Raw genomic sequence first — 26,906 nt, 5'->3', positions numbered from 1 at the left:
GCTGCTAGCGCCTGCGCGGGTCATTCAATGCGGTCAGGAACGCGCGCAGTGAGGCCGGCTTCACTGGCTTGGTCAGCACGCGGTAGCCGCGTTCGCGGGCCATGCGCTTCAACTCATCGCGGCCATCGGCGGTCAGCAAGGCGCCAGGCAAAGGCCTATGCGCGGCCTCGCGCAGGGCGATCAGGGTATCCAGTCCATCAAGACGATCATGCAGGTGGTAATCCACCAGCATCACGTCGGGCTGTTCGCCCAGCTTCTCCAGGGCCATGTCCACCGTGCTGGCGGCGATCACTTCCACCTTCCAGCGGCCCAGCAAGGCACGCATGCCGTCGAGGATCTCCTGGTCGTTGTCCACGCACAGCACGCGCATGCCGGCCAATGAATCATCACCGCCAAAAGCCGTCTGCTGGCGCGGCGCTGGCAGCGGTGCGGCAGGCGTCGGCACGCGCGGCAAGCTGATCGAGAACATGCTGCCGTGGCCAGGCTGGCTGCGCGCATTCAAGCCGTGATCGAGCAGGCGCGAGATGCGCTGGCAGATCGACAAGCCCAGACCCAGGCCCTGCTCGCCCCAATCGAATGGCTGCTGGTAGCGATGGAACTCGTTGAAGATCTGCTGCATATGGTGCTCGGGAATACCGGGGCCGGTATCCCATACCTGCAACTCGACTTCTTCGCCGCGCACACGCAACGCCAGCACGATGCGACCGCTACGCGTATAGCGCAGCGCGTTGGCCATGAAATTCTGCAACACACGGCGCAGCAAGCGCCTATCGCTGCGTACCCAGGCGGTGCGCGCAAACACATGCAGGCGCAGGCCACGCCCTGCCGCGACCGGCGTGTACTGCGCCGCAAGCTCGCGGACCAGGACACTGGCGTCGAATTCACTGATGGTCGGGCGCAGGCCACCGGCATCCAGGCGCGACACGTCCAGCAGACCATCCAGCAATTCTTCGGCAGCACGCAACGAAGCATCGACACGCTCAGCCAGATGCCGCTGCTCCTCGGTCTCGTGCAGGCTGTCGCGCAGCGCCGATGCAAACAACCGCGCGGCGTTCAGGGGCTGCAGCACGTCGTGGCTGATCGCCGCCAGGAAGCGCGTCTTCGATTGCTGCGCGGCCTCCGCTGCCTGTGAACGCTCGGCCACGCGCTGTTCCAGGGTCTCATTGGCTTCCAGCAGCGCCTGCTCGGCGTTCTTGAAGTCGGTGATGTCGTTGTAGCTGGTGACATAGCCGCCGCCGGGCAGCGCTTGGCCGCGCAGCTCGATCACCTTGCCATCGGCGCCGGTGCGCTCGAACACATGGGGTGAACCGGCGCGCATATAGCCGATGCGGCGATTGATCTGCACTTCGATATCACCCGAGCCAAGCTCGCCGCGTTCGGCGTTGTAGCGGATCAGGTCAGCGACGGGACGGCCGACGTAAAGCATGCCGTCGGGATAGCCGAACATCTGCTGGTAGCGGCGATTCCATGCGGTCAGGCGCATTTCCGGATCAACCACGCTGACCCCGGCGCTGATGTTTTCCAGCGTGGTGGAAAGAATCTCGCGGTTGAAGCGCAGCTCCTGTCCGGCCTCGTCCAGCACCGCCACCACTTCGCCCAGATCCATGCCCGAGCCGCGCAGCAGGCTGGTCAGCAGCAGGCGCGCGGACGCCGCGCCAATGGACGCCGCGAGCAGGCGCTCGGTGAACTGCACCCAGACGCGGTCGGCGGCGGCAGCGGGCTGGAATTCGCGCTCCAGCAACTGCGCCTGTTCACCGAACGAACGCCGCGCACGGTTGTCACCGATGACACGGGTTGCCAGGGCCAGCAGATCACGCACCTTGACGTGCGCCGGCCAATCACCGGCCACCACCGGACGCTTGGCGTAAGGATCCAGGAATGGGGCGGCGCGCAACCGCTCGGCGACATCAGGCCGCCAGCGCATCGACACCAGCAACATGGTTACGGTGTTGATCAACAGCGACCAGAACGTGCCATGGGTCAGTGGGTCCCAACCGGTCAGGCCGAACAACTGTTGTGGGCGCAGCCAGCCGATGCCGAACGGCCCCTGCGTGAGCAGGCTCGCATCCAGCCAGCCGCCATGGCTCAGCGCTGGCACCAGCAAGGTGTAGGCCCAGACCACGAAGCCCGCCAACATGCCGGTTTCCACGCCGCGGCGGCTGGCGCCACGCCAGTACAGGCCACCAAGCAGGCCCGGCGCGAACTGCGCCACCGCCGCAAAGGCCATCAAGCCATAGGCGGCCAGCATGGTGTCGTCGTTGCTGCCGCGGTAGTAACCATAGGCAACCAAGGCCAGCAGCACGATCGCCATGCGCCGTATCCACAGCACGCGCGAGGCGACATTGGCGGCCTCGCGGTGATCGCCGCTACGGCGTAGCAGCAGCGGCATCACCAGGTCGTTGCTGATCATCGTCGCCAGCGCGATCGAAGACACGATGACCATGCCGGTGGCCGCGGAGAAGCCGCCGATATAGGCGATCAGGGCCAGCGTGGTATTGCCGGCGAACATCGGCAAGGCCAATACCAGGGTGTCGTCCGAAGCCAGGCCGGTGCCGAACATCGCCGCGCCGGCGGTAGCGATGGGCACGATCATCAACGAAATCAGCACCAGATAGCCGCCGAACATCCAGCGTGCGCGCCTGACGTCGCCGGCATTGCCGCACTCCACCACGGCAACGTGGAACTGCCGTGGCAGACAGATCAGGGCAAGGAAGCTGAGCAGCGTCTGCGAGACGAAGCCGACCGGCGGCATGCCTTCAAACAGGGTGCGTGCCGACTGCACGACCGACTCGCCACGGTCAGTCAGCCACACATAGGCGAACACGCCGATGGCGACCATCGCCAGCAGCTTGATCAGCGATTCCACCGCGATGGCCAGCATCATGCCGTAGTGGTGTTCGGTGGCATCGACCTGGCGGGTGCCGAACAGGATGGCGAACAAGGCCATCAGCAGCGCCACATACAGCGCCGGGTCGGTCAGGAAGCCCTTGCCGGCGGCATCGCCGGTCAGCACCTGCAGGCTCATCGCCACGGCCTTGTACTGCAGGGCCAGGTACGGCACCACGCCGATCAGCGCGATCAAGGCGACCAATGCCGCCAGCCGGCGTGAGCGGCCAAAGCGCGAGGAGATGAAGTCGGCGATGGACACCACGTTCTCGCTGCGGGCGATCAGCGCCAGCCGCTCGATGATGCGCCAGCCGAACATCAGCATCAGCAGCGGGCCCAGATAAATAGGCAGATAGCCGATGCCGTAACGCACCGCCGAGCCGACCGCACCGTAGAAGGTCCAGGACGAGCAATAGACCGCCAGCGCCAGGCTGTAGACCACCGGCCGCAGCCAGGGGCGGTCCGGATACAGCGGACGACGGTCACCCCACCACGCCACCCCGAACAGCAGCGCGGCATAGCAGAGTGAGACCAGGAGCAGGATCCAGCTGGAGACCAAGGGTGTTTCCCATGCGACTTAGCCGGTCCAGTGTAGCCATTCCGCTGGGTTGGGGCTTTGGGGGTTGCGCGAGCTGCGGCTCGGCTCCCTGCCTTGTGCGCAGCACAGGGGAGGGTTGGGGAGGGGGGCTGTTGGCGGTGGCGGTTGGTTGCTCCTCCCGCTGGGGTGCTCTTACTTTCCTAGGCAAAAAGCTTCGAGCTGCGCTCGCCTACCCCTCCCCAACCCTCCCCTGCGCCTGCGGCGCAAGGGAGGGGGCAGATCGCCAGCGCGCGGGGATCTTGTCAGCTGCTGCCGTTGCTCCCTCCCTTGTGCAAAGCACAGGGGAGGGTCGGGGAGGGGTGCTGTTGGCGGTAGCAGTTGGTTGCTCCTCCCGCTGGGGGTGCTCCTACTTTCCGAGGCAAGAAGCTTCGAGCTGCACTCGCCTACCCCTCCCCAGCCCTCCCCTGCACCTGCGGCGCAAGGGAGGGGGCATATCGCCAGCGCACGAAGAATGCGTCGACTGCTGCCGTTGCTCCCTCCCTTGTGCGAAGCACAGGGGAGGGTTGGGGAGGGGTGCTGTTGGCGGTGGCAGTTGGTTGCTCCTCCCACTGAGGGTGCTCTTACTTTCCGAGGCAAGAAGCTTCGAGCTGCGCTCGCCTACCCCTCCCCGGCCCTCCCCTGCGCCTGCGGCGCAAGGGAGGGGGCGGATCGCCAGCGCGCGAAGATTACCCGGGAGGAGACTTGCCCCCCCAAACGAACAACGCCCCGGCATTGCCGGGGCGTTGTTGATCAACTCTTTGCGCTGAACTTACTGCGCCAACTCGAACCGCACTTCCACGCGGCGGTTCGGCAGCAGGCATTCCAGCAAGGCGGCACGCGGCTTGATGCCGTCGCACTGCTGCACCTGCTGGGTGTCGCCGCGGTACTCGTAGCGGATCTTGTCCGCCGCCACACCACGGCCGATCAGCAACTCACGCACGGTCTTGGCACGGCGCTCGGACAGGGCCTGGTTGTAGTCGAAGCCATTACCCTGCATGCGGTCGGCATGGCCAACCAGGGTCACACCGGCCAGTTCGCGCTTCTCGTTGCCGATGGTGGCCAGGGCGCGATCCACGCTCTCCAGCGAGTAGGTGCGGATGTCCTTGTAGCCGTCACGATCGAACTCGAACAGCACGTTGGCGATCAACGGACCTGCCGCTACCGGCGCAACCACCGGACCAGCCGGATCGACGCCGCACAGGCGCGCTGCGGTTTCGGCTTCGTTGACCAGGTCTTCGGCGATCTGGATGTAGGGCTTGGAGTGGCGCCACTGCTGCTGGTTGAACTCGTTGCCGGCGTGCACCAGCTCCACTTCACCACAGGCCACCTTCTGCGCGGCGCAGGCGAAGCCCGGCGTGCCATGGATGACCTTCAGGCGGTCCCACAGATCGGCACGCAGGTACTTGGCATCATTGACCAGGGCGGTGTCGGTGGGAATCGGCGAGACGCCATTCTCCATGTCCACGATCAGCTTCTCCGACTCGGTCAGCGCTTCCTGCGGGAAAGCGCTGCGGTCATTGCGGGTGTATTCGTGGAACGACACGTCCAGCCAGCACTGGGCCTTGGACAGGTGGTAGTCGCGGATCGGGCGACCTCCATCGTTCAATGCCTGGATGCGGCCCTGGGTCGCTTCATACGACTGCAGGTCGGCATGGATGGCTTCGTCACTGATGCGCTTGGCCTGCGGATTGAGCTGGGTCTGCTGGGCGCCGGCGGTGCCGGCGACAGCGAAGACGGCAACAGCCAGCAAGCTGCGCAGCGGACGGTACTTGGTTTGCATAACGGTCATGGTGTCGTCCTCAGCGGGCCGGGTCGCGGTAGCGGACCGGGTCCCGACGGAAAAGGTCTTCGTCGAACTTGAAGCGCAGGCGCAGGAAGAAGCCCTGCTGCGTGTACTCGTAGCCATTGAGATCACTGTCGCCTTCGAAGCCGGTCCAGTTGTAACCGGCCGACAGCCACAGGTTCTGCCGCAGCAGGCGGCCAACCTCCATGCCGTAGGCAAACTGGTTGGCGCCGTACTGGCCACGGAAGGTGGAACCCAGCACGCCGATGTCCCAGTTCTCGGTGATGTCGTACACGACACGGCCAGAGACCAGCACTGCGTTGAAGCTGCTGTTGACGCGGCTGCCATCGCCATAGGCGAACTGGTCGCGCTGCCACTTGCCGGCAATGCGCCCAGTCAGCCACCACGGCCGCGACGGATGCCAGTCGGCGTGGGTGGAGACGATGTGCGCACGCGTGCGGACATCCTGGCTGGTACCACTGACCACCTCGCCGTTGAGCAGGGTCAGGCCGCTTTCGTCACGCTCGAGCTTGTACTCGTAGCGCATCAGGGCATTGACCCGGTTACGGTCGGTGTCGCGATACGCGAGGCCCAACTGGAAGCGATCCTGCAATACGTCGCCACGTTCTTCGTAGTTGGTGGCCAGCAGGTAGTTGCGGCCCAGCAGGGTCCAGTCACGGCTCAGCTTGCGTGCGACCATGAACTGCAGCAGCGAGGTCTTGAATGCCTCGTTGCTGTCGGTGGTGCCCGGCACGTCCTCGGAGATGCGGTGTTCGGCACGGATCGCGCCACGCCACAACGGGTTGGCACTGTAATCCAGGGCCAGCGCCAGGCCGGTGCTGTCACCGGTATCGCCATCGATCACATTGACGCGTTCGATCGAGCTGCTCAGGCGCAGGCCCTTGGCGATATCCCAGTTGTTGCGGATACCGGAGGCAGCCTGCACATCACGGCCGCTGATCGCATCCCGCAGGCGGTATTCGGAGAACGCCTGGGTGTCGCGGATGTAGCTGCTGTCGATACCGAACACCAGCGCATCGGCCTCACGGTCGGTGGTAGTGATGCCGTAGGCGCTGGTCAGGCCCGTCTGCTTCTCGTAGCGGCCGTACAAACGGCTGCGCTCGAAGACCTGGTAGTCCACGCCAGCGGCGACGCGGTTGCGGTCTTCACCGCTGACGCTCTGTTCGTACTCGGCACCGCCGCTGAACTTGTCGTTGAAGCGGTAACCGATACCGATGCGGGCGCTGTCCGATTCCAGCTTGGTGCCTACCGGCAGGTCGCTGGTCATGGTGTCGCCATTGCTGCCGCTGTTGATCACCATCAGGCCGGTGGCCGGGTCCAACGCCTGCTGGCCATAGCCGAGTGCACCGCCACCGGAACCGGTGGCGAAGCCGCCGGTCAGGCCCGACAACGAGCCATAGCCGGTGCTCGACCACGGCGAAGTGATGCCGATGGTTTCGCGGATGCTGCGCAGGCCGAAGTCCAGGGTCAAGCGCTCGGTGGCACCGATGCGTACGCCGGCGCCGCCGGCATCACGCTTGCCGCCGTCCGGGTTGCGGTCTTCACTGCGCAGGGCCTCAACGTACAGCTCCAGGCGTGGGCCGACGGCGTACGCCATGCGGCCACTGTATTCGCCACGGCCGCCATACAGCGGCGAGGCCTGGTTGTTGAACTCCGGATCGGTGCGCGCACCGAACAGGCGTGCGTCGAACCTGGTGCCATCGTGGGCGAACTCGACGCGCCAGGCGTCGCCTTCGACCTGACCGGTGACGTCCTTCAGGCCCTGCGAAGTCACCTGGTTGAGCGAGTTGGTGTTGACCTCGCTCTGGGTGCGGGCGAACTCGGCGACCAACATCGTGTTCTGGCCGAAGCGGTAGCCGGCGTTGACGCTGCCCATCTTGAACTCGGCGTACGGGTTCTGGTCTTCGACCGCCGATGCGCCGACTTCCAGCTTGTCGGTGAGCTTGTACTGGCCATCGGCACCGATCACCCAGAACTTCTCGGTCTGCTGATCGAGTTCATAGGTGATGCGCAGCGAGACCGGATTCAGGTCGCTGTCGAACGAGGGCAGGAACTGGTTCAGCAGGATGCGCCCGGAGAACGGCTCGAAGCTGTAATCCACCAGGCGTGCCAGCGGCTTTACCGAAACGATGCGCGAGGGCTGGTTGCGATCACGCACGATCATCTCGACGCGTTCGCTGCCTTCCAGTACGGCGTTGTTGCGCAGCGCATACGGGCCGCTGCCCTGGCTGCGGAACTCCTCGATGATCTGCCGCAGCGAGTCCTCGATGGCGAACACATTGGTACGCACGCGCTCACTTTCGAAGTGCCAGCCCAGGCCGGTGGCGGTACGGTTGTAGGTGCTCAGGCTGCGCTGCGGAATCGGGCCACTGCCGCCAACGCCGCTGCTGGTAGCCAGCGTGTCGCCGGTCTGGAAGTCACCGTACAGCAGGTAGCTGCGCTTGTTGTCCACGCGCACATACAGGCGCTCGGCCGAACGCGCGTCGAAGCCACGCAGCGAGGAGTCGCCGTAGACCGGATAGAACTCTTCCGGCTGGATGTCACGCAGCAGGCGGCCACGTACATCCTTGTCCGAGTCATAGGCCGCGGTGAGCAGGTACTCACCCTTGATGCGGCCCTTGACGAAGAACGCGGTGCGCGCCGATGCACTGGCCTTGCCGTTGTTGAACTGCTTCTCCCAGCGACGGATATCGCGGTCGAAGGCATCGTGGTGCTGCACCGGCGAGATCAGGCTGGCGTTGGACTTGTTGCGGAAGTTCAGCACGCCTTCGATCAGGCCGGTGGCGAGCAACTCGCGCATTTCCGGCAGGAAGCCGATCGTGCCTTCGGCGGTTTCACCACCGGCAGTAATCCGCAGCAGCACATCCTGCGGATCATGCGGGGCGACCAGGTCGAACTCGGCAACACCGTTCTCGACTTCCAGCTGCACGCCCGGCATCACCTTGTCGGCATCGCTGGCACCCGGGCCGAACTCGTCGGTGCGCGAACCCGGCAAACGGATGCGACCGCCACTGTTCTCGATGGTGACGAAGGACTTGCCGGCCAGCAGCTTGCCGTCGGCACCAAGCAGATGCACGGTGATGTGCACCGGCGTCTGGCCGTCGGCCGGCACGCCGTCACGGTCCACTTCCACCGACACGCGATCGACACCGGCGTTGCGGCTGTAGTCGACTTCACCCGAACGTGCAGCCACCACTTCCGGCGGCGTATCGAGGGTGGTCAGCGAACGCGGATACAGCGTGCTGCTGTCGCCGATCACCGGAGTGAAGCGGGTGCTGCTGCCCACGTTCTGGGCCAGCACCGGCAACGATGCGGTAGCCAGCGCGCAGGCCAGCAGGCTCACGCGCGGCATCTTGCGCAGGGCGGTGCGGCTCATGGCTGCACCTCCTGCTGGGCCGGCGCGGACGGCGGGTTGGGTCGCGGTTGCACGATCGGTCTCTGGTTGGACGAGTCCGTGGCCTGCTGCGGCGCACGGACCGGCTTGCTGTCAAAACGCAGCTGCGACTGCCCGGTTTCGGTCTCCGGTGCGCGCACCTCGCCCTGGGTACGGCGTGCCTTCACCTGCTCCAGCAGCGGGTTGGCGCAGCTGCCCTCGACGAAGTCGGCGCGATGCAGCTCACCGTTCTTCAGGTCCAGGAACAGGCTGTCGGCATCACCCAGGTTGCGGTTGCTACTGGTGGTCAGGCGGGCACCCACCGGCAAGGTGGACGGGTCCACCTTCAGGGTGTGGCTCTGCGGCGGCAGGCCGCAGTAGCTGTACTTGCCCTCGGAATCGGAAATCATCCAGGTGCCGTTGGAGAAGTACATGCGTACGCCCGGGATGCCCAGCTCTTCTTCGTCCTGCACGTGGTTGTTGTTGCAGTCCACGAAGATCTTGCCCAGTACGCAGGCTTCCTCGGTGAACACGCCACCGGTGACGCGCACGCGGTACTCGGCACGGTTGGACGGCACCGAGCCCGGTACCGGCGTCATCGAACCCGGATCGATACAGCCGCCGGTGATCGAGCAGCCATGTGCCTGCGCACGGTTGATGCCATCGCCCTGCTGCGCACCGACGCCGACTCGCACGCGGTAGGTCAGCACCAGCTGCTGGCCGACGTCGATCGGGCCCAGGTCGAAGCCCAGGCGCGGACCCGGCTTGCCGAGCGGATCTTCAACAGCGCGCCCACCCACACGGCCGGTGCCGTTGATGTAGGTGAAGCCACGCGGCAGCGTATCGACGATGTTGACCGTCGCCATCGCGCTGCCGGCGGTCTGCCGCACGGTGATGGTGTACTGCACGGTGTCACCGATTTCCGCGGTCTGGCGATCACCGGTCTTGGTGATGACCAGGCCGGTGGCTTCGGCGGTGTCCAGCGGGATGTGGTTATGGACCACGCCTGCAACCGCGGAACCTGCGAACAGGTTCAGCCAGTACTGGGTCGGCGTACCTACCGCACCGGTCGGTGCATCGGTCTGCGGCTGCACCAGGTGGCTGCTGCCCGCTGCACCCAGCGGCGACAACGAACCGGTCTCCGCCGGAATCAGCGACGACACGAACTTGTAGCCCCCCGGCGGCGTGACCGTCAGCTGGAACTCGCAACGTGCCGGCGCGGCCGGACCAAACATGAACTGGTAGTAGCCGTTGTTGCCCACCGTCATCGATACCGCATTGCCTTCCACGCGGTAACCACCGGCGCCGGCATTGAGGATGGCGGTGTTCGGGTCATAGCCGGTGCACACGCCAATCGGCGCGAGGGTGACGATGGAACCCGGCACCGGATCGCGGGTGACGGCGTCGTAGACGACACCGGACGGATCCACCGGCAGGCTCTGCTGCGGCAGATGCTGACCGGCTTCGAGCACGACCTGCAGCTGGCTGGTGCCGTTCTCGCTGACGCGGCAGGCGCTGACGCCGTCGTTGCCGATGGCAAGCGGGCTGTCACAGGCCACGCCCATGCCACCAGCAGTTTCCTGGTTCACCGGCCACGCCCACAACACGCCCGAGCTCGGATCACGGAACTGGATGTTCCACTTCACGCCCGGGATCACGTCGGCGAAGCGATAGCTGCCGTCGACCGCGGTGATGGTGGACTGCGAGATCACACCGGTTACCGAATCCAGCAGTTCCACGATCCACGACTGCAGGCGTTTGTCGCCGCCATCGAGGAAGGTGTCCTCGCTGCCGACATCGAACCACACGGTGCCACCCACCGAGGACGACAGCTGCACCTGGTTGGGCACGCGGCAGACGTTCTGGGTGATAGCGGTATCGCACACCGGCAGCGTGCTGACATCACCTTCAAAGGTGTTGCGCTCGGTGGTGGTCGGGGTGCGGAACTCGTTTTCGCCGCCGCCTTCGATCAATACCGCGTTGTTGACGGTGCCCGCCTTGGCCGCTTCGGCCGAGACATTGGCCTTGACGGTGATGTCCGACAACGAGGTTGCACCGGCATTGACGACTTCCGAACTGCGGCACTCAAAGCGGGTATCGCCCACCGCGCCGGAACAGAGCCAACCATTGCCGGCCGGAACCTCGGCCAGGCTCAGGCCCACCGGCAGGCGATCCTTGACGATGTATTCGCCAAAGGACGGCTTCTGCCCGCCATTGCGCACGCGGATGGTGTAGGTCGCCACGTTGTTGACGGTGAACTTCACCGTCTTGGACGACTTGCTCACCAGCATGTCCGGCGAATCACCGATCTCGCCGAAGTTGTTGTTGATGGAGATGCTGCCCGGCTTCAGCACGATGCCGTCGATAACGGAAGGCACGGTTTCCTTGCCGGTCACCCTGGCCGTGGATTTCACCCCGTCAATCGTGCCCGCAGTGGTCCAGCCATTGAGCGTCTCGGCCGGCTGCGTGGGCTCGGTCACCACATAGGTGCCAGGACGCAGGTTCTCGAACACATAGTGACCGTTGGCATCGGTTTTGCCGGAGACATTGATCGCTTCACCAAGGTCATTGGTACCGCTCAGCACGACGGAGATGGCAACAAAGCCGCCTTCATCATTCTGCTTGATGCCGTCGTCGTTGCTGTCGTTGTAGACGTAGCCGGCAATGCTGCCCGCCGGGATTTCACCGAAGTTGTTTTCGGTGGATATCTCGCTTACGTCCAACACGATGTCCTCGATGGACGACGGCAGATCGCGCACGTCAGTCGCCGTGCCACCCTTGCTGCCTTCCACGGTCTTGCCATTGAGCGTCTTCGCCGGCTGGTCAGGCTCGGTCACCTTGTAGGTGCCCGGCGCCAAGTCCAGGAATGCGTAGCTGCCATCGGATGCCGTGGTAACCGGCGTCGCGGTAATCGCTTGGCCGCTGTTGTCCTTGCCTTCCAACAACACGCGCACGCCTGCCAGCCCGTTCTCTCCGGCGTCCTTGATGCCGTCGTCGTCCGTATCCAACCAGACCACACCGGTGATGCCGGAGTTGCGCGGCAGTTCGCCAAACAGATTGTTGATGGAAGCGGCGCCCGGCACCGGCAGGGCAATGGCTGCAATCTTGCTCGGCAGCTCGGTCACCGGGCTCGCCGTACCCAAGGTGGTACCGGCACCCTGCAACACACCTGCAGTGGTTTTACCATTGGCAGTGCCCGGCGGCTGGTTGGGCTCGGTGAGCACATAGGTGCCCGGACGCAGGCCCGCAAAGGCAAACGTGCCGCCATTGACGGTGCTCACCGGCACCACATCGGTCACGGTGACGTTGTCACCCAGATCATTGACGCCGGTCAGCTGGATGGTCACCCCATCCAGGCCGGTTTCGGCAGCGCCAGCCATGGCACCGTCGTCGTTGACGTCCAGATAGACAACACCGGACACCGATACCGGCACTATTTCGCCGAAGTTGTTCTCGATGGAACGCCCACCTGCCAGCAGGGTGATGTCGTTGATCGCCGACGGCACGGTCTTCTTGCCCGACGCGGTGCCCGCGGTGCTACCCGAGCTGACGGTGCCGGGGTTGGTGGCGTTGTTCAAGGTGGCAACGCCAAGGTGCTGCGGCTGCTGCGGCTGGGTCACAGTGAAAGCACCGCTCGGCAGATCGCGGAACATATAGGTTCCGTTGACCGTCAGCTGCGGCTGCACCAATGCACCAAAGACATCGGTCGCGGCACCGTCGTTCAGCACCAGGCGGACATTGTCCAGATCCGCATCCGAGGCGTCATAGATGTCGTTGTTGGCGGCATCCAGGTAGACCCGGCCACTGATATAGCCCGCAATCTCGCCAAAGTTGAGGTTTTCGAGGCCCGCCACCGGTACTGCCACCGTGGTGATCGTGTTGGACCCCGCTTCCTGGCCGTTCGCCAGACCAGCAGGCTGCTGCGGCTGGCGGATCTCATAGACCTCGCCTACCAGCACCTTGTCGGTGGTATCCGGGGTGAGGTTGTAATCGCGGAAATCGTAGTTGCCAGCGCTATCGGTTGTTGCCTCGGCGACCTTCGTACCCTTGTGGTAAAGCTCCAACTTGACACCGGCCAGGCCACGATCGTCACCGTCGAAGATGCCGTTGCCAGTTTGCGCACCCGCGGTGGTCGGCAGGTTGCGGTCCAGATACACCCTGCCAGACAGCGCCGTGGCGCGGCCTTCACCGAAGTTGAACTGCGTGCCGTTGCCGGTGCTGAGCTGGATGCCCGCAATCTGCGATTGCTCCAGCACACCGCTGCTGTTTGCAACCGTGGTGGTGGTGCATGTGGCACAAGCCACGCCATTGATCAGCCCCTTGTTGATCGCGCTGGGCAGATCCTCATGGCCCGCCGGGCGCGGCTCACGCAGCCCATAGATGACACCCGGGTGCAGTTCGGTGAACTGGTAGAAACCATCCGGATCGGTCGTGGTATTGGTAATCACGGCACCGGCCGCATCAAGCAGCTCCACCACCGCGTTCACGATGGCGGCATCACCGGCACCCATCTTGTCGTCGCGGACCAGATCGGCATAGACATAACCGGACAGGCTGACCGAACGTACCTTCGGGAAGTTGTAATTGACCGCAATGGCACCCTTGCTACCAATGGTGCCGCCAGCAACCGTCACACCCAGCCCAAGCTTCGCAACGTAGAGCGAATCGGTCGCCGCCGAGTAGGTATCCGGGTTGAACGTCGCCGCATCATTGCCAGCGGTCGGCGGTGCAACCAGGCCATTGGAATAGCCCGTCACTTTCTTCTGGGTCACGGTATAGCCGGCAGCGTCCGAGGCCGGCAGGTTGTCGAACTTGTAAGCGCCGGTGTTGTCGGTGCGCGTATCCAGGTTTACCGGCTGCCCCAGGTGGTTTTTGCCGGTCAGGGTGACCAGCACGTTGCCGATGCCCGTTTCGCCGCTTTGGCGGATGCCATCGCTGCTACCGCCCGCACCACCGTTATCGACAAACACATAGCCGGACAACATGACTGCGGTTACGTCCAGCGGCACTTCGATGGTGTCGTTGCCTGGATTCCGGTCAATCTGCTCGGTGCTGATCGTTGCGCGGTTCTTCGACGGCGCAATCGGACCATTGGTGCCCTTGGGCAAGTTATCCCAACGCGCGGGCACCAGGATGCGCACCTGGCCCTTGGTGCCGGCTTCGTACGTCAGGTCGCCCACATCGCAGGTAATCTTCAGGCTGACCTGCGTGCAGTTGCCGCTGCCATTGGGCGTGGTGTCCATGCCCGTCACCGCCGGGCCGATCTTCTGCCAGGTGATGGGACCGGTGACCGTCACATCCTCCGGCAGGTCGTCCACGATGCGCGTACCAGAGCCGTCGGTGGCCTTGCCACGGTCAAGCGACAGGCTCTGGCCGGAACCGTGGTTGGTGCCCGTCAGTACGTACCAGAAGCTTTCCTTCAGGCCGACCACAGATATTTCATCCTGCAGCGCCACCGTCGGCTTGCTGTCTGGCTGGGTTTTGACCATGGTCTTGCTGATACCGACATCGGCCGCCATCAGGATGGTGGTGGTCTGCGGCTCAGCCAAGCTGTTGTTGCCTGGCTGCGGGTCTGTCTCGGCGCCCTGCACCGACACCATGTTGCTTACCGAGTCACCACTGGCGTCGGGATTGGTGTCGTAGCGATAGCGCATGTAGATATACGAGCTGCTGCCGTTCTTGATGACACCAAGCTGATTGCTGCCGGGGAAACCAGCGCCCGGCACGTCGCATTCCACGTCTATCGTGTTGGTTCCGGCAGTGTTACCCGTAACCGTCGCGCCGCTGCCGCCAACGGTGCACAGCGTGCCGTTGTAGGGACCGAGATAATCCGACGAAGCGCCGATGAAGGTCACCGTCTTGTTGGCGGCAGGCTTGAATGCATCGGAAATGCGGACCTGGGTTGCCACCGATGGGCCACCGTTGGTGATGCTGATCTTGTAGGTGATCAGATTGCTGGCGAGGTTGTCGCCGTCATAGGCGATCGGATCACCCTTGTGGCTGTCAAAAACGTCCAGCTTGGTGACTGAGAGATCCGCTACGCCAGTATCCAATGGCAGCACCGCGTCCTTGGTGTCGTTGCTCAGATCGGAGTTGTGGACATAGCCGGTACCGCTATTGCCGCCGGCAATGCCGAAGCCTGCGATATTGTAGATGCTGCGCGGCAGGCCGCTCGGCAAACCACCGTAATTGGGACGGATGACGACCGTGAGGTCCTGCACCCGACCAGCGTCCAGACCGATCGCCGGGCAGGTGATCGTTACCGTCAGGTCTCCGCCGGTTGGGTTGGAGTAGGACTGACCGCCTGCGCTGGGAACACTGGTCAGCCCACTCTGGGCTACCACGTTGCCCAGGCAGCTGGGTCCGTTGGCCAGTTCCGCAGATACCAGCACGAAGCCCGGCTCATTCCCAGCCAGGGTAAAGGTATCGGTAAGGCTGATGCCCTCAACCCTGGAAGGACCATTGTTGCGGTACTGGATGTTGTATTCGGAATTGACGCCGACGGTACCCGTCGTAGCACTGGTAATACGCTTGCGCGTGGTCTCGATATCCGCGTATTGCTGCACGCTGACCCAATCGCGGCCGTAGTTGTCACTCCAGTCGGCCTCGGCAACCGCGCCAGTGACGGTTCCATCAATGCCCGCACCGGCCGTGTTGCAATGCCAGTGCGTTGCCGTCGGCGCGGTGCCCGGGCAGGCCGGGGTGTTGCCCACGCTGTCGACCAGGAAGCCAGGCTTGCCCGCTGTGGTATGCGAGAGCTTCACGGTGACGGTGATGGACTCCGAGGTACCGAGAAGCTCCTCGCCAAAGCGACATACGGCGCTAGCGCCCTGTATCGAACACTTGGTCTGGTCCCAGCGTGCCGGCGAGGTGGTGAACTCCGCCTTGGTGCGACCGCTGGACCAGCCGGGGATGGGATCGTTGATGACGATGCCGGCAGTCGCGGCACCGGTGTTGGTGACCACGATTTCATAGCTCAGTTCGGTATCGGTAACTTCCACCAGCCGGTCACCGTTGTTCGGTGCACGCGTGGTCTTGCTGACCTTCAGGTTCGCCGAGGTTGGGGACACGCCAATATCCACACCGGCCGAGGCGCAGTTGTTGCCCGGTACGTTGTCCTTGTTCACACCACTATCGGTGGTCGGATCCAGGTTGGCGCAGGCATTGTTGACCAACGCACCGTTGGCACCTGGGCCCGGAGCGCGGGCGATGGTGGTGATCTTGACACTGCGTACGCCATTCAGGGCGATGGGATACTTGCCTGGCAGCAGTTGGCAGGTCACAACCTGCGGCACCACCGGCGAATAGGGCGTCGCCGTGCACGAAAAATCGCCACTGGTCCCCGTCGGATCGAACTCTTCGCCGATAGCCAACGTGTCGGTGATAACCGCATTGCCGTCGACTTCGGCCGGACCACGGTTGGTCACCGAGATGGTCGAGGTCATCTTGCCGCCAATCGGCACGATCACCTCGGCCAGATTGCCTAGTCCCTTGTCTACGGCTTCCTTTCTCTTTCCAAGCTCAAGATCGGCACCCGCAGCAAGCACGGAGACAACGGCGGTCCGGTCGTTGTTGCTCAGATCAGGATCAGGCGTCGTCGTTTCAACCGAGACCGGAGCTGAGTGATTGCCGCTGGCCGCCGGCGCATGGGTCTTGACCGTGATGGTCTCGCCCGCGCCGCCTGGCGGCAGCGCACCTGTACGGGTGCAGGTGAATTCATTGCTCGCGTCAGGAGGCGTACAGGACCAGCCGGCCGGCTCCTCAAATGAATCGAACGTGGTACCTGCCGGCAACTTGCCCTTGACGACCACGTTTTCGGCGGCGACGGGACCATGGTTATCGACCTTCAATACCAGGTCCAGTGCACCCTCCGACGCCACCGGGGAAGGACTCCAGGTGGCTGCGATGGCCACGTCGGCGCCGGGACCCACGTTGGTGTCTACAGTGTCGCTGTTGTTGCTGGGATTGGTATCCGGCGTGCCAACCGACTCCACGCGCGCAGAGTTGGTGACGTTACCGGACTGCACGTTGGCCTTGGCCTTGAAGGTGAACACTGCGCTGGGAGTACCAGGACTGCTGGGCAGCGTCCCTGCATAAGTGGCAGTCTGCGTAGCTGCATCCCAGGTCCAGCCCGGCGTGGTCGAAACGAAGCTGTTGGCCACGTACTCGAAACCGACCGGCAGGTTGTCTATCACCTTGAAGTTGGTCGAGCTGGCGGGACCGTGGTTGTCGACCTTCAGCGTGTAAGTGACTATTCCGCCACCGATCACGGTCGCAACGTCGGCAGTCTTTGTCAGCCCCAGATCGGCAGAGTTGCCCAACGTGACAGTGGCCGACTGCTTGTTGTTGTTCAGGGTCAGGTCACCATCGAAAAACGGATCGCGCGCGTTCGTCGAGGTGGACAGGTCCTTTACCGGCGTCGTAAGCGGCGGGAAGTTGCTTGCTACACCCACTGCACCGTAGATCACCGCGGCGCCAACCGGCATGCCTGCAGTAGCTACTTTCAATGTGATGTCAAAGGGAGCACCACCGGGGAGCGTCGGCAGGCTGCACTGGACGCGGGTCGTGGAGCCCGCCGCGTAGGCGCAATACGTCGGCATCTCATGAATGCTCATGGTGCCGGGCAGATCGAATACCGCACCCAGACCAACGCCATCAGTGGACGCGGTGTTGTTGATCTCGATCCGGTACACCGCAATGCCACCTACGGGCACATTGCTGCTGTCCACCGCGCCGGAAGCGCTGCCGTCTGCGTTCAACCATGGTTCGGCTGCATCGAAGTTGGTAAACGCAATGTTGTAGGCCGCAGCCATCGGGGCAGCGCCCAGCAGCAGCAAAAGCGATGAAATGCACAACACACGTCGCAGCAGCTTGGAAAAAACGGCGCCAGACCAGGACGCGCGGGTCGACCCGTGGATGGAGGTGAGCTGATCAAGTTGGCTGTTCATTGGCAAACCCTTGCAAACGCTGCGCACACAGGCCGCCAGATCTGGCAGCCCGGAAAAATTCATGTCGATGCACGACCCGCCCCAAAAACGGATCGCCGATTCGGCACCGTGGGGGTGCCTTGCGATGGCGGCGATTCTTACGGCGCACCTGCGCCTATTCAGTTCCGCTCCATGACGGAAACTCTCAGTTGCTCTCGAAACGGACCTGAACCCGTATTCGTGACGCCGCTATCACTTTGATTTCACGCAGGATTTACCTGCATCCCCAGTCATGGACGTGAATGGGAACGCCTTCAAATCTGTGAACTCAAAATAAACGGAAAAGTGTGAACTAGACCGTCAAACGGTAGCCCGCACCCCGAACTGCGCGAACCGGGAGGGTACAGCCGGTAGCGGCCTGCACGCGGTTGCGCAGTCGGTGTACCAGCACTTCGATCCTGTGCGGGTCGAAGCTCCAGGGCTGGTCGGTGAGGGCTGCGATCAGGCGTTCGCGGGCCACGGTTTCGGCCGGCGAGGCGAACAGCAAAGTGAGAAATGCGCGTTCGGCCTCGGTCAGGGCGAGGATCTGGCCACTGGGACCACGCAGGTCCCAGCCATCGGATTCCAGTGCCCAACTGGCGTTGTCGCTGGTGGCGACGTTTTCCATCAACTGCGCGGCTTCGCCGGGCAGGCGACGACGCAGGCTGTACAGCTTGGCCGCCAGGAATTCGGGGTCCGGCCGGTGCGGCAGGCAGGCGTCGGCGCCCGCCCATAGCCCCTCGGCAATCAACTGCGGGGTAAGCGGATCAACCAGCAGGACGACACCCAGATCATCACGGCGACGCAGGTGCTCGACGGTCTCGACCATGCCGGCACGGACACGGGTGGTGTCGATCACCACGATGTCACAGGGAACGATCACCAATTCGCGGTACAGCGCCTCGACACTGTCCAGGGCCTGGATCTGGGCGCCATAGGGCAGCAGCGGTTGCAGCAACTCCAGGTTACCGACAATCCAGATACGCAGCGGCGCCAAGGCCATGGGATTGGCTGCGCCGACCGGCGCGTAGTTCAGATCCGATGCCACACACTCTCCCTGTCGGGCCCTGATAAACAGCCCACATATAGCTGGGATTTTAGCTCAGCGTAATGTCAGTTACCGCTGAAACCGGGTACACAGTTTTATGAATGAAAATGGGCGGCACTGCTGCGCCGCCCATTCCGTGTCGCTTACTCCGCAGGTACACCCATTTCCTGCAGCAGTGCCGGTGCCGGGTACACCTTGGCCAGCAGCCAGCGCAGGTAGCGCATGTCCACGTGCACGGCACGCTTGTAGCGCGGGTCGAACCACCAACTGGCGCTGACCGATTCCCAGTTGGAATCGAAGTTCAGGCCGATCAGCTCGCCCTTGGCATTGAGCACCGGCGAGCCGGAGTTGCCGCCGGTGGTATCCAGGTTGGTCAGGAAATTGACCGTCTGGGTCTTCAGGGCCGGGTCGGCGGTGCTGCCGAAGTCACCCTTGGCAATGGCTGCCAGCAGCGGCTTGGGCGCGTCGAATGGCAAGGTATTGGTGTTCTTCTCGACGATGCCGGCCACCGTGGTCACCGGCGAGTAGCTGACCGCATCGCGCGGATGCAGTGCCTCGACCTTGCCGTAGCTGATGCGCAGGGTGCTGTTGGCATCCGGGTAGACCGCCCGGCCCTGGCTGGCCCGCCAGGCAAACAGCGCCTGCATGTAGGACGGCCGCAGGCGCAGCTGCTCGCCTTCGCGTGCCTTGCTCTCGCGCTCGGCATTGAGCTGGGCCATCACCAGGGCCGAGGCCACCGAGACCAGCGGATCGGCCTCGATGAAGCCACCCTTGCGCGCGGCCTCGAAGCGCGACAGGCGCTGCGCCTCGTCGCCCAGCCTGGTCTGCGCGTACAGTTCATCCAGGTGCTTGGCCAGCTCGGTCGGCGTACGCCCGAACAGATTGTCGTAATGCGCATCACGCTGCGCATCGGGCAACTGCTGGTAGCGGGTCAGCAATGCCGTGAGCAGCGCCTTCTCGACCGTCGGGTCGTAGCGGCGTTGCACCTGCTTGAGCACGCCTTCGATCAAGGCCTGGTCGCGCTGCTGGTAGCCGGCCTCGCGCTCGGCATCGGGCTTGAGCGATTCCACGCGCAGGCGCTCCAGCAGCAAGGCCGAGCGCAGCAGCTGGGTCTGGCTGGACATCAATCCCACCAGGAACTCGCTGCTGCCGGCTTCACGGCCCTCGGCCAACGAGGCAAACAAGGCATCGATATCGGCCTTGTACTTGCCATCGGCATTGGCCAGCATCGCCTGCTCATCCTGTGCGCGCTGGCTCTTGGCGTCGCTGCGCAGCAGGCCTTCCAGTTCACCGGCGGCGCGCTTGCGGTTGTTCTTCAGCGACTGCAGCTGCGAGGCATAGCGGGTGCGCGCATCGGCATTGCCCTTGCCCTGCGCCTCGATCACGTCGATCAGCTGTTGGAACACCTCGACCCGGCGCGGCAGCACGGTGTCGATCTGGCTGGCGAACTCGTCGGCGGTGCGCAGGCGATACGTGGTGCCCGGGTAGCCGGCCAGCATCGCGTAGTCACCTTCCTTGGGCCCATCCAGCGACATCTTCAGGTGTGCCGGTGGGTGGTAGGGCACGTTGTCCTTGCTGTACGGCGCCGGCTTGCCATCCTTGCCGACATAGGCGCGCAACAGGGTGAAATCACCGGTGTGGCGCGGCCACATGAAGTTGTCGATCTCATCGCCGTAGTTGCCGATCGCACGTGGCGGTGCGTAGACCAGACGGATGTCGGTCAGCTCCAGCTGGCGGATGCGGTAGAAATCGCTGCCGTAGTACATGTTGGCCACCGAACAGCGCACGCCGCCCTCGGCCTCGCAGTCGGCGACGATGCGCTTGCGCGCGCTTTCCACCGCGTCGTAATACGCACGCCCGGTCTTGCCACGGGCGTCCTTGAGGACGTCATCGGTGACCTTGTCGAAGCCGACCGTCACCAGCACGCGGTAATCCGGGTTGGCGGCGCGCTCGTCGTCGCGGCCCTGGGCAATGAAGCCGTCGTCGATATAGTTGTGCTCCTTGCTGGCGTTGTACTGGATGACGCCATAGGCCACGTGGTGGTTGGTCAGCAGCAGGCCTTCGTCGGAGACGAACGAACCAGTACCACCGCCCACCCGAACCACTGCGCTGAGCGGTGGCGCGGTGACATCGGCCAGTTGCTTCGGGTCACCCTTAAAGCCGGCTTCCTTCAGCGTTCTGGCCAGCTCCGGCAACTGCGTGGGCATCCACATGCCCTCGTTGGCGTGGGCGGCAGCAGCCAGGCTCATGCCCAGCGCCAGCGCGGCGGTAAGCGGTTTGCGCGTCATCGGAACTCCAGCGGATTACAGAACAGCCGCCGACAGTAGCGGCCCCCGCCAACAGCGGCAACCGCCAGCAGTCACGCAATATCGCCGACGCTTGTGGGAGCGGCGTCAGCCGCGAAGCCAGCGCTGCATGAACTCGCGACAGCGCTGATCTTCGACGTGGCCAATGCGCTATTGGCTGCGGATGGAGCTGTGGCTTCGCGGCTCACGCCGCTCCCACAATCGTGCCATCCGCAGTATCCCTCAGCGCTCCTTGCGCCAGTTCACCGAGCCACGGTTTTCGACGGTGGACGACTCCACTTCGATGTCGAAGCCGCGCCGCAGCAGGTACTTCAGGGTCAGCACCGAGCCGCTGCCGACCAGCGAGACGCCGTAGCCGATGTAGAGCTTGGGCGTGATGTATTTGCCCACGCCGATCACCGAGCCGCCCAGCGCGCGCGATTGGCTGACGCCTGCGTCGTCCAGCCCCAGCTTGGCCCCGACCTGCGCGGCGAGCAGGCCAGTGCCGGCCGACAAGGCCGCCGAGGCGGCGTTGACCTGCTGTGCCTGGTCGCTACTGGCCATGCTCAAGCTGCGCCCCAACACCAGGTAGGCGAGCGATTCGGATTGCGACATCGCCGGCTCCGACCACACGTCCACCCGTGGCTGCTGGGCGCGCCCGGTGACATGGATGCCGGCGGTGACATCACCAATCGAGCGCTGTGCCTTGATGTTGATACGCGGGTCGGACACCACACCGTAATTCCACAGCAGCTGGCCATCGGTGATGGTCAGGTCCTGGCCGTACGCCTTGTAGCGGCCGCTGACTTCCAGGCCGCCGTTGGCGGTCATCTCGCGGCCCGGACGTGCCCGCACCTGCATCCTGCCGGTCAGCGCGCCCTTGAGGCCGAAGCCGCTCATCTTGACCTTGTCGCCAAGGCTGACGGTCAGGTCCATGTCCAGCGGTGAGGACGGGCCTTCTTCCGGGTCGACCGGGTCCAGCACCACGATGTCTTCCGACGCCGAGGTACCGCGATCCAGGCGTTCCAGATCCAGGTCCGCCTCGGGCACATGCACGCTGCCGCGCAGTTCCATCGCGGTACCGGCCAGGGTGAAGTCCAGATCCGGGTTGGCCACCACCCGCAGTTCGCTGGTGTTGGCCAGCAGCACCTTGTCACCGTGGATATGCAGCTGCAAGGGCTGCGCATCGCCGAACCAGGACAGCCCGCCGTCTACCTGCAGGGTGCCCTCACCACCGGTCTTGGTTGACGCACTGATGCGCGCCGAGCCATCGGGCTGGGCGATGAAGCTGCCCTTGCCTTCGCTCAGGGTCAGGCCCAATGCCGGGAATTCGCCGGTGAAGTTGCTGAGCTTGGCCTCGCCACCCAGGGTTGGCTGCGAGCGCGTGCCACGCAGGCTGACGTGGCCCTCGATCAGGCCTTGCGGGCGCACCAGGTCCGGCGAGAACAACTCCAGCCAGTACAGCCGCGCGATGTTCATGTACAGCTCGCCGGTGAGTGCCGCATTGGGCTCCCAGCCGGTCTGCACCTTGGCATCGATGAAGCCATCGCCCTTGAAGCCGACACCGAGGTAGCCCTTGATGCTGTTGGGCAGCATGTCGACGTTCAACGAGAAGTTGTCGTAACGCACCAGCTCGCCACGGGCGTTGTCACCCAGACGGATGCCGCCTTCGGCCGAGGCTACCTTGAAGCCGCCTTCCCAGGCATTGCCACGTGGGCGGATGTTGCCGTCCAGGGTGAGCTCACCGCGCAGGTACATGCGGCGACCTTCGTTGGGCGGCAGCCACGGCTGCACCAGCGCCAGTGGCAGGGCATCGCCACGCAACTGCAGGCCTTCGCGCGGCCAGTTGGCGGCAAGGCACAGCGCGCCACCGGTGTCCGAGCCCAGGCAGGCATCAGACAGGGTGAAGTTGCTGCCCTGCGCACTGAAGGCAGCCGGCTGCCGCAGCTGCCATGGCGCGCCCTTGACCGGTGCAATCCGCAGCGAGGCCAGCTCGCCGCGCCAGGCCTGGCCCTGCTGGCGCACGCTGCCACTGAACGCCAGCGCGCCCAGTTCATTGCGGGTGTCGGCGTCCAGCTGCAGGTTCTGCACGCTGCCGCGTGCATTGATGTTGACCTGGTCCAGCAGCATGCCGACCTCGACCGCGCTGGCATGGACCTGCAACGCGCCGTTGCTGCCCTGCCATGGCAGGCGACCGTTGATGCTGATCTGCTGCGCCTTCCAGTCGTCCCATTGCAGGCCATTGCCGCGCAGGTCGGCGGTGATATCCGGTTGGCTCGGGGTGCCACGCAGCTGCAGGGTACCGGCCACGCTGCCGGTGCCACCGGGCAGCAGGTCGGACAGGTGCAGCGGTTGCAGCCGCGCATCCACATCCAGTCGATCACCAACCTTGCCCTTGGCCTCGATCTGGCTGTCGCCCATCACCAGCCGCACATTGCCTTCGCCCTGGGTGCCCTGCAGTGCCAGCTTTGCGCGGGCATCGACACGACGGCCGCGCAGCATGCCGTTGATCTGCGGCACGTCCAGCGTCGCCTCGAAGCGCATGTCGCTACTGCCCGCCACGGCCGGCAGCTGCTTGCCCTTGGAGGCCAGCGAACCGGACAGATTGCCTTCCCAGCCCGGCGCGAAATAGCCGGGATCAAACCTGGACAGGCTTGCATCCACATCCCAGGCCAGCGTCGGTGCCCAGGCCGCCGAACCCTTCAACTCCAACGCGCCACCAGGCGTGGTCGCCTTCAGCCGCTCGATATGGGCCTGCTGGTCGTTGCCACGCACGTCGAAATCGAGATTGGCGTCCTGCGCCTCACGCGCCACCTCCGCCTTGCCAACCGCCGCCCAGTTCTTCAGGTTGCCGGCCACGCCCAGACGCGCTTCCTTCAGGTGCAGCGGCACTGGTGTGCTGCCAGGCTGGGTCGGGTCGGGTTCGGGCGTGTAGGTCAGCTGGTTGGCCACCACCGCAAAGCGGAAGCCCGGATTCTGTGCATCGCTGAAATCGGCCGTGCCCTGCAGGCGCACGCTGCCACCGAAGGCTTCGGCAACCAGCGGTGCAACCGTCAGCACCTGGTTCTCGATGGCGACGTTGGACGGCGCCAGCACCAGCTCATTCTCACCCTGGCGCACACGGCCCTGCAGCTGCGCCTGGCCGCCGCGCCCACGCGCGGTGAAATCCAGGGCCAGCGGTGCCGGTGCCTCGGCCAGGAACTGCGCGGGCACCAGCTGGCCGATGTCCAACTGCTCGCTGCGCGCGGCCACGTTCCAGACCGGATCGGTGCGGCCGTCCAGGATGAGGCTGGCATGCAGCGGCTTGGGCGCATAGCCGGCCAGCGCCACTTCCATGTGCGCCAGGTCACCGCGCGCGACCAGGCCCAGGCGCGCGGCCGGCTGCCCCGGGCGCGGCGGCATCAGCGCGCGCACGGTCAAATCGGTCGCATAGTCTTCGCGCGGCAGGTAGTGGCCGTCGATGCGGAAATCACCCAGGTTGCTGTTGACCTTGAGCTGGCTGGCGCTGAACTCGCCATCGGCTGCTTCAAGCCCACCGCGGATACGGGTGATGTCGATGATGGGTTGCTGCAGTTGGGTGATGCGCAGGCCATCGACAACGATGGTGTCGGCCTGCAAGGCCAACGGCAGCTCGATGGCCGGCAACACGTCGGGCCAGCGCGGCAGTTCGAAGGGCTTGTCTTCCGACGGCCCCAGCTCCAGCGTGGCATCGCTGATGCGCAGCGCATCCAGGCGCAGCTTGCGGCCCAGCAGCGGGCGGATATCCGGATCCAGATAGGCCTGCGCGGCGGTGAAGTGCAGCTCGTTGTAGCGGAAATCCAGGTCGTGCAGGATCAGCGGCCCGGCCAGCGGGCCCTCGGCCTTGCTCCAGGTCAGTGAAGAGCCGGCCGGCAGCCGCGCCACCACCTGTGCCAGCAATACCTCGCGGCCGGCAACGGTCTGCAGCAGCCAGTACAGCGCGAACAGGCCCAGCAGCACCAGTACGGTGATGGTGATGCCGCTGCGCACCGCCAGCGTGCGCAGCCGCGCCTTGCGCCGGGCACGCAGCTCGGCGATGCGCGCCTCGCGCTCTTCCGGGCTCACCTCGTCAGGCCGACGGCTCATAGGTCAGCTCCGATGTTGAGGTAGAGCTGGAACTGCGAATCGGGGCTGTTCAAGCCGTGTGCGATATCGATGCGCACCGGGCCCACCGGCGATTTCCAGCGCAGGCCGATACCGACGCCGGTATGCAGGTCGATGGTGTTGTCGAAGGCGCTGCCGGTGTCGACGAAGACCGCACCGCCCCAGGGGCCACCACCGAAATAATGTTCGTACTCGGCCGAACCGACCACCAGGTTCTTCGCGCCCAGCGCGAACTTGTCCGGTGCCGGCGTACGCGGGCCGACTTCACGGTAGGCATAGCCACGGATGGAGCGGTCGCCACCGGCGAAATAGCGCAGGCTCGGTGGCATCGATACCAGATCACTGGTCCAGGTTGTGCCGGCCTGCCCACGCAGGATCAGCCGGTCCGCATCCCCGACCGGAATGTACCAGCGCACGGTGGCATCGGCCTGGACGAAACTGGTATCCGAGCCAGCCCCTTCGATGCCCCCGCGCAGGGTGGCGTTGCCACTCAGGCCACGGCGCGGAAAGCTCTTGTCGTCGACGTCCACGTAGTCGGCGGTGAGCTGCGGATAGACCAGGGTCGAATAGTTGTAGACCGCCGCGTTGAACTGGTCGCCGGAGCTGTAGCGCCAACGCTCGCGCAGGGCGTTCATCGAGACGATGGCAGTCCAGTGCTCGTTGATTTCACCGCTGCGGCTGGCGATCAGCTTGACGTTGCGCAGGTCGATGTAATCGGTCTGCTCGTCATAGGCACTGACCGCATAGCTGTACCAGCCATCCAGCCAGCGGAAGCCGGGGACGCGGTAACTGGTGATGAAGCTCTTGCGCTTCTGCGCATAGTCCAGCTGGGTGGTGAGCTTGTGGCCACGGCGGTTGACGTAACGGCGTTCGACGCCGCCGCGCACACCGGGGCCACTCTCGCTGCCATAGCTCAGACCGGCGGTGTAGATGGTGCGCTTGGCGCGGGTCAGCTTGACGTTGACCGGCACCTCGCCGTTGTCATCGGCCTGTTCCGGGTGCGGCTGGATGTCGATGACGCTGAAGTAATCGAGCTTGGTCAGCGACTCGCGCAGGCGGTCAAGCTTGCCTTCGTGCCAGTAGCTACCCTGTTCCCAATACACCAACGGCTCGAACAGGCCCGGACGGAAATAATCCTGTTCGAAGGTAATCGGCCCCATGTTGTAGCGGCGGCCGCTGTCCCAGGTAAGGAAGATGTCGGCGGCATTCTCGGCGCGGGTCACTTCCACCTTGCGCTGGGTGAAGTCGGCATCGAAGTAGCCACGCTCGGCCAGGCGCCGGGTGATGGTGATCTTGCTGGCCTCGTAGCTGACCGAGTCGAAGGCCTCGCCGGTCTTGGGGTGGAAGGCCTCGATGTCTTCCTGCAGGTACTTGTCGCGTGAGGCCGGGCCGGTGATGGCCAGCTCCTGGGTGCGGACCTTGACCTGCTCGCCCTTGTCGACCTGGATCAATACCTGCAGGGTATCGCCGGTGCGCGGCGCTTCCACGGTGATCTTCGGGTTGTAGAAGCCGAACGGTTCCAGCGCGGTACGGGTCTGCCGCTCGGCCTGCGACAGCAGGTACTCCAGCCGGGATTCGCCCTGCACCTTGCCGATCGCGTCGTAGACCGACAGCGACACCTCGATGTTCTCGATGATTTCGGCGTCATCACCCTTGTCCAGGCCCTTGATCTGGACCTTTTCGATGGTGCCGCGGGCATGGGCAAGGGGAACTGCTGCCAGCGACGCCAGGAACAGAAGGAGCGGGGTGATTCGAGATAGCTGCATGCGCGTCAGCATACCGGTCCGAACATGACCGGCAAAATCACACGGCTGTCATGAAGCTGCCTGCGGCACTGCTGATCCA

At 64.4% G+C, this 26,906-nt stretch carries 8 protein-coding genes; all 8 read right to left on the bottom strand.

Features of this window, described 5'->3' with window-relative positions:
- Window positions 1-4: 4 nt before the first annotated feature.
- Window positions 5-3,445 carry a hybrid sensor histidine kinase/response regulator gene (locus ACVOLQ_RS04205; RefSeq protein WP_313172760.1) on the bottom strand — a complete coding sequence of 1,147 codons (3,441 nt, stop codon included), beginning with the start codon at window positions 3,443-3,445 and terminating at the stop codon, window positions 5-7.
- Window positions 3,446-4,232: 787 nt separating this feature from the next.
- A complete protein-coding gene (locus tag ACVOLQ_RS04200; protein WP_481527185.1) occupies window positions 4,233-5,252 on the bottom strand; it encodes an OmpA family protein in 1,020 nt (339 codons plus the stop codon).
- A gap of 10 nt (window positions 5,253-5,262) precedes the next feature.
- Window positions 5,263-8,643: an Ig-like domain-containing protein gene (locus ACVOLQ_RS04195; protein WP_481527184.1), complete on the bottom strand. Its 3,381-nt coding sequence runs from the start codon at window positions 8,641-8,643 to the stop codon at window positions 5,263-5,265.
- A complete protein-coding gene (locus ACVOLQ_RS04190) occupies window positions 8,640-17,588 on the bottom strand; it encodes an SdrD B-like domain-containing protein (RefSeq protein ID WP_481527183.1) in 8,949 nt (2,982 codons plus the stop codon). Before ACVOLQ_RS04190 ends, ACVOLQ_RS04195 begins: the two co-directional genes overlap by 4 nt.
- A 331-nt stretch (window positions 17,589-17,919) precedes the next feature.
- Window positions 17,920-18,654, bottom strand: coding sequence for a winged helix-turn-helix domain-containing protein (locus tag ACVOLQ_RS04185; protein ID WP_313172765.1), 735 nt, complete (start codon window positions 18,652-18,654; stop codon window positions 17,920-17,922).
- Window positions 18,655-18,797: 143 nt separating this feature from the next.
- Window positions 18,798-20,942 carry a S46 family peptidase gene (locus tag ACVOLQ_RS04180; RefSeq protein ID WP_481527182.1) on the bottom strand — a complete coding sequence of 715 codons (2,145 nt, stop codon included), beginning with the start codon at window positions 20,940-20,942 and terminating at the stop codon, window positions 18,798-18,800.
- A gap of 240 nt (window positions 20,943-21,182) precedes the next feature.
- Entirely contained in the window at window positions 21,183-25,043 is a 3,861-nt protein-coding gene (locus tag ACVOLQ_RS04175; RefSeq protein WP_481527181.1) for a translocation/assembly module TamB domain-containing protein, read from the bottom strand.
- On the bottom strand, window positions 25,040-26,839 hold the full coding sequence (locus ACVOLQ_RS04170) for an autotransporter assembly complex protein TamA (RefSeq protein ID WP_313172769.1): 1,800 nt from the start codon (window positions 26,837-26,839) through the stop codon (window positions 25,040-25,042). The genes ACVOLQ_RS04175 and ACVOLQ_RS04170 overlap by 4 nt, the downstream gene beginning before the upstream one ends.
- Between the last annotated feature and the right edge of the window lie 67 nt (window positions 26,840-26,906).

Source organism: Stenotrophomonas sp. STEN031, from assembly GCF_056759975.1.
The sequence above is the reverse complement of the archived record's forward strand: the minus strand, read 5'-3'. Positions and strand labels throughout refer to the sequence as shown.

Coding starts and splice junctions, on each gene's coding strand:
- ACVOLQ_RS04170 (WP_313172769.1), bottom strand. CDS start 26,839: ATGCTGACGCGCATGCAGCTATCTCGAATCACCCCGCTCCTTCTGTTC.
- ACVOLQ_RS04190 (WP_481527183.1), bottom strand. CDS start 17,588: ATGAACAGCCAACTTGATCAGCTCACCTCCATCCACGGGTCGACCCGC.
- ACVOLQ_RS04200 (WP_481527185.1), bottom strand. CDS start 5,252: ATGACCGTTATGCAAACCAAGTACCGTCCGCTGCGCAGCTTGCTGGCT.
- ACVOLQ_RS04175 (WP_481527181.1), bottom strand. CDS start 25,043: ATGAGCCGTCGGCCTGACGAGGTGAGCCCGGAAGAGCGCGAGGCGCGC.
- ACVOLQ_RS04195 (WP_481527184.1), bottom strand. CDS start 8,643: ATGAGCCGCACCGCCCTGCGCAAGATGCCGCGCGTGAGCCTGCTGGCC.
- ACVOLQ_RS04180 (WP_481527182.1), bottom strand. CDS start 20,942: ATGACGCGCAAACCGCTTACCGCCGCGCTGGCGCTGGGCATGAGCCTG.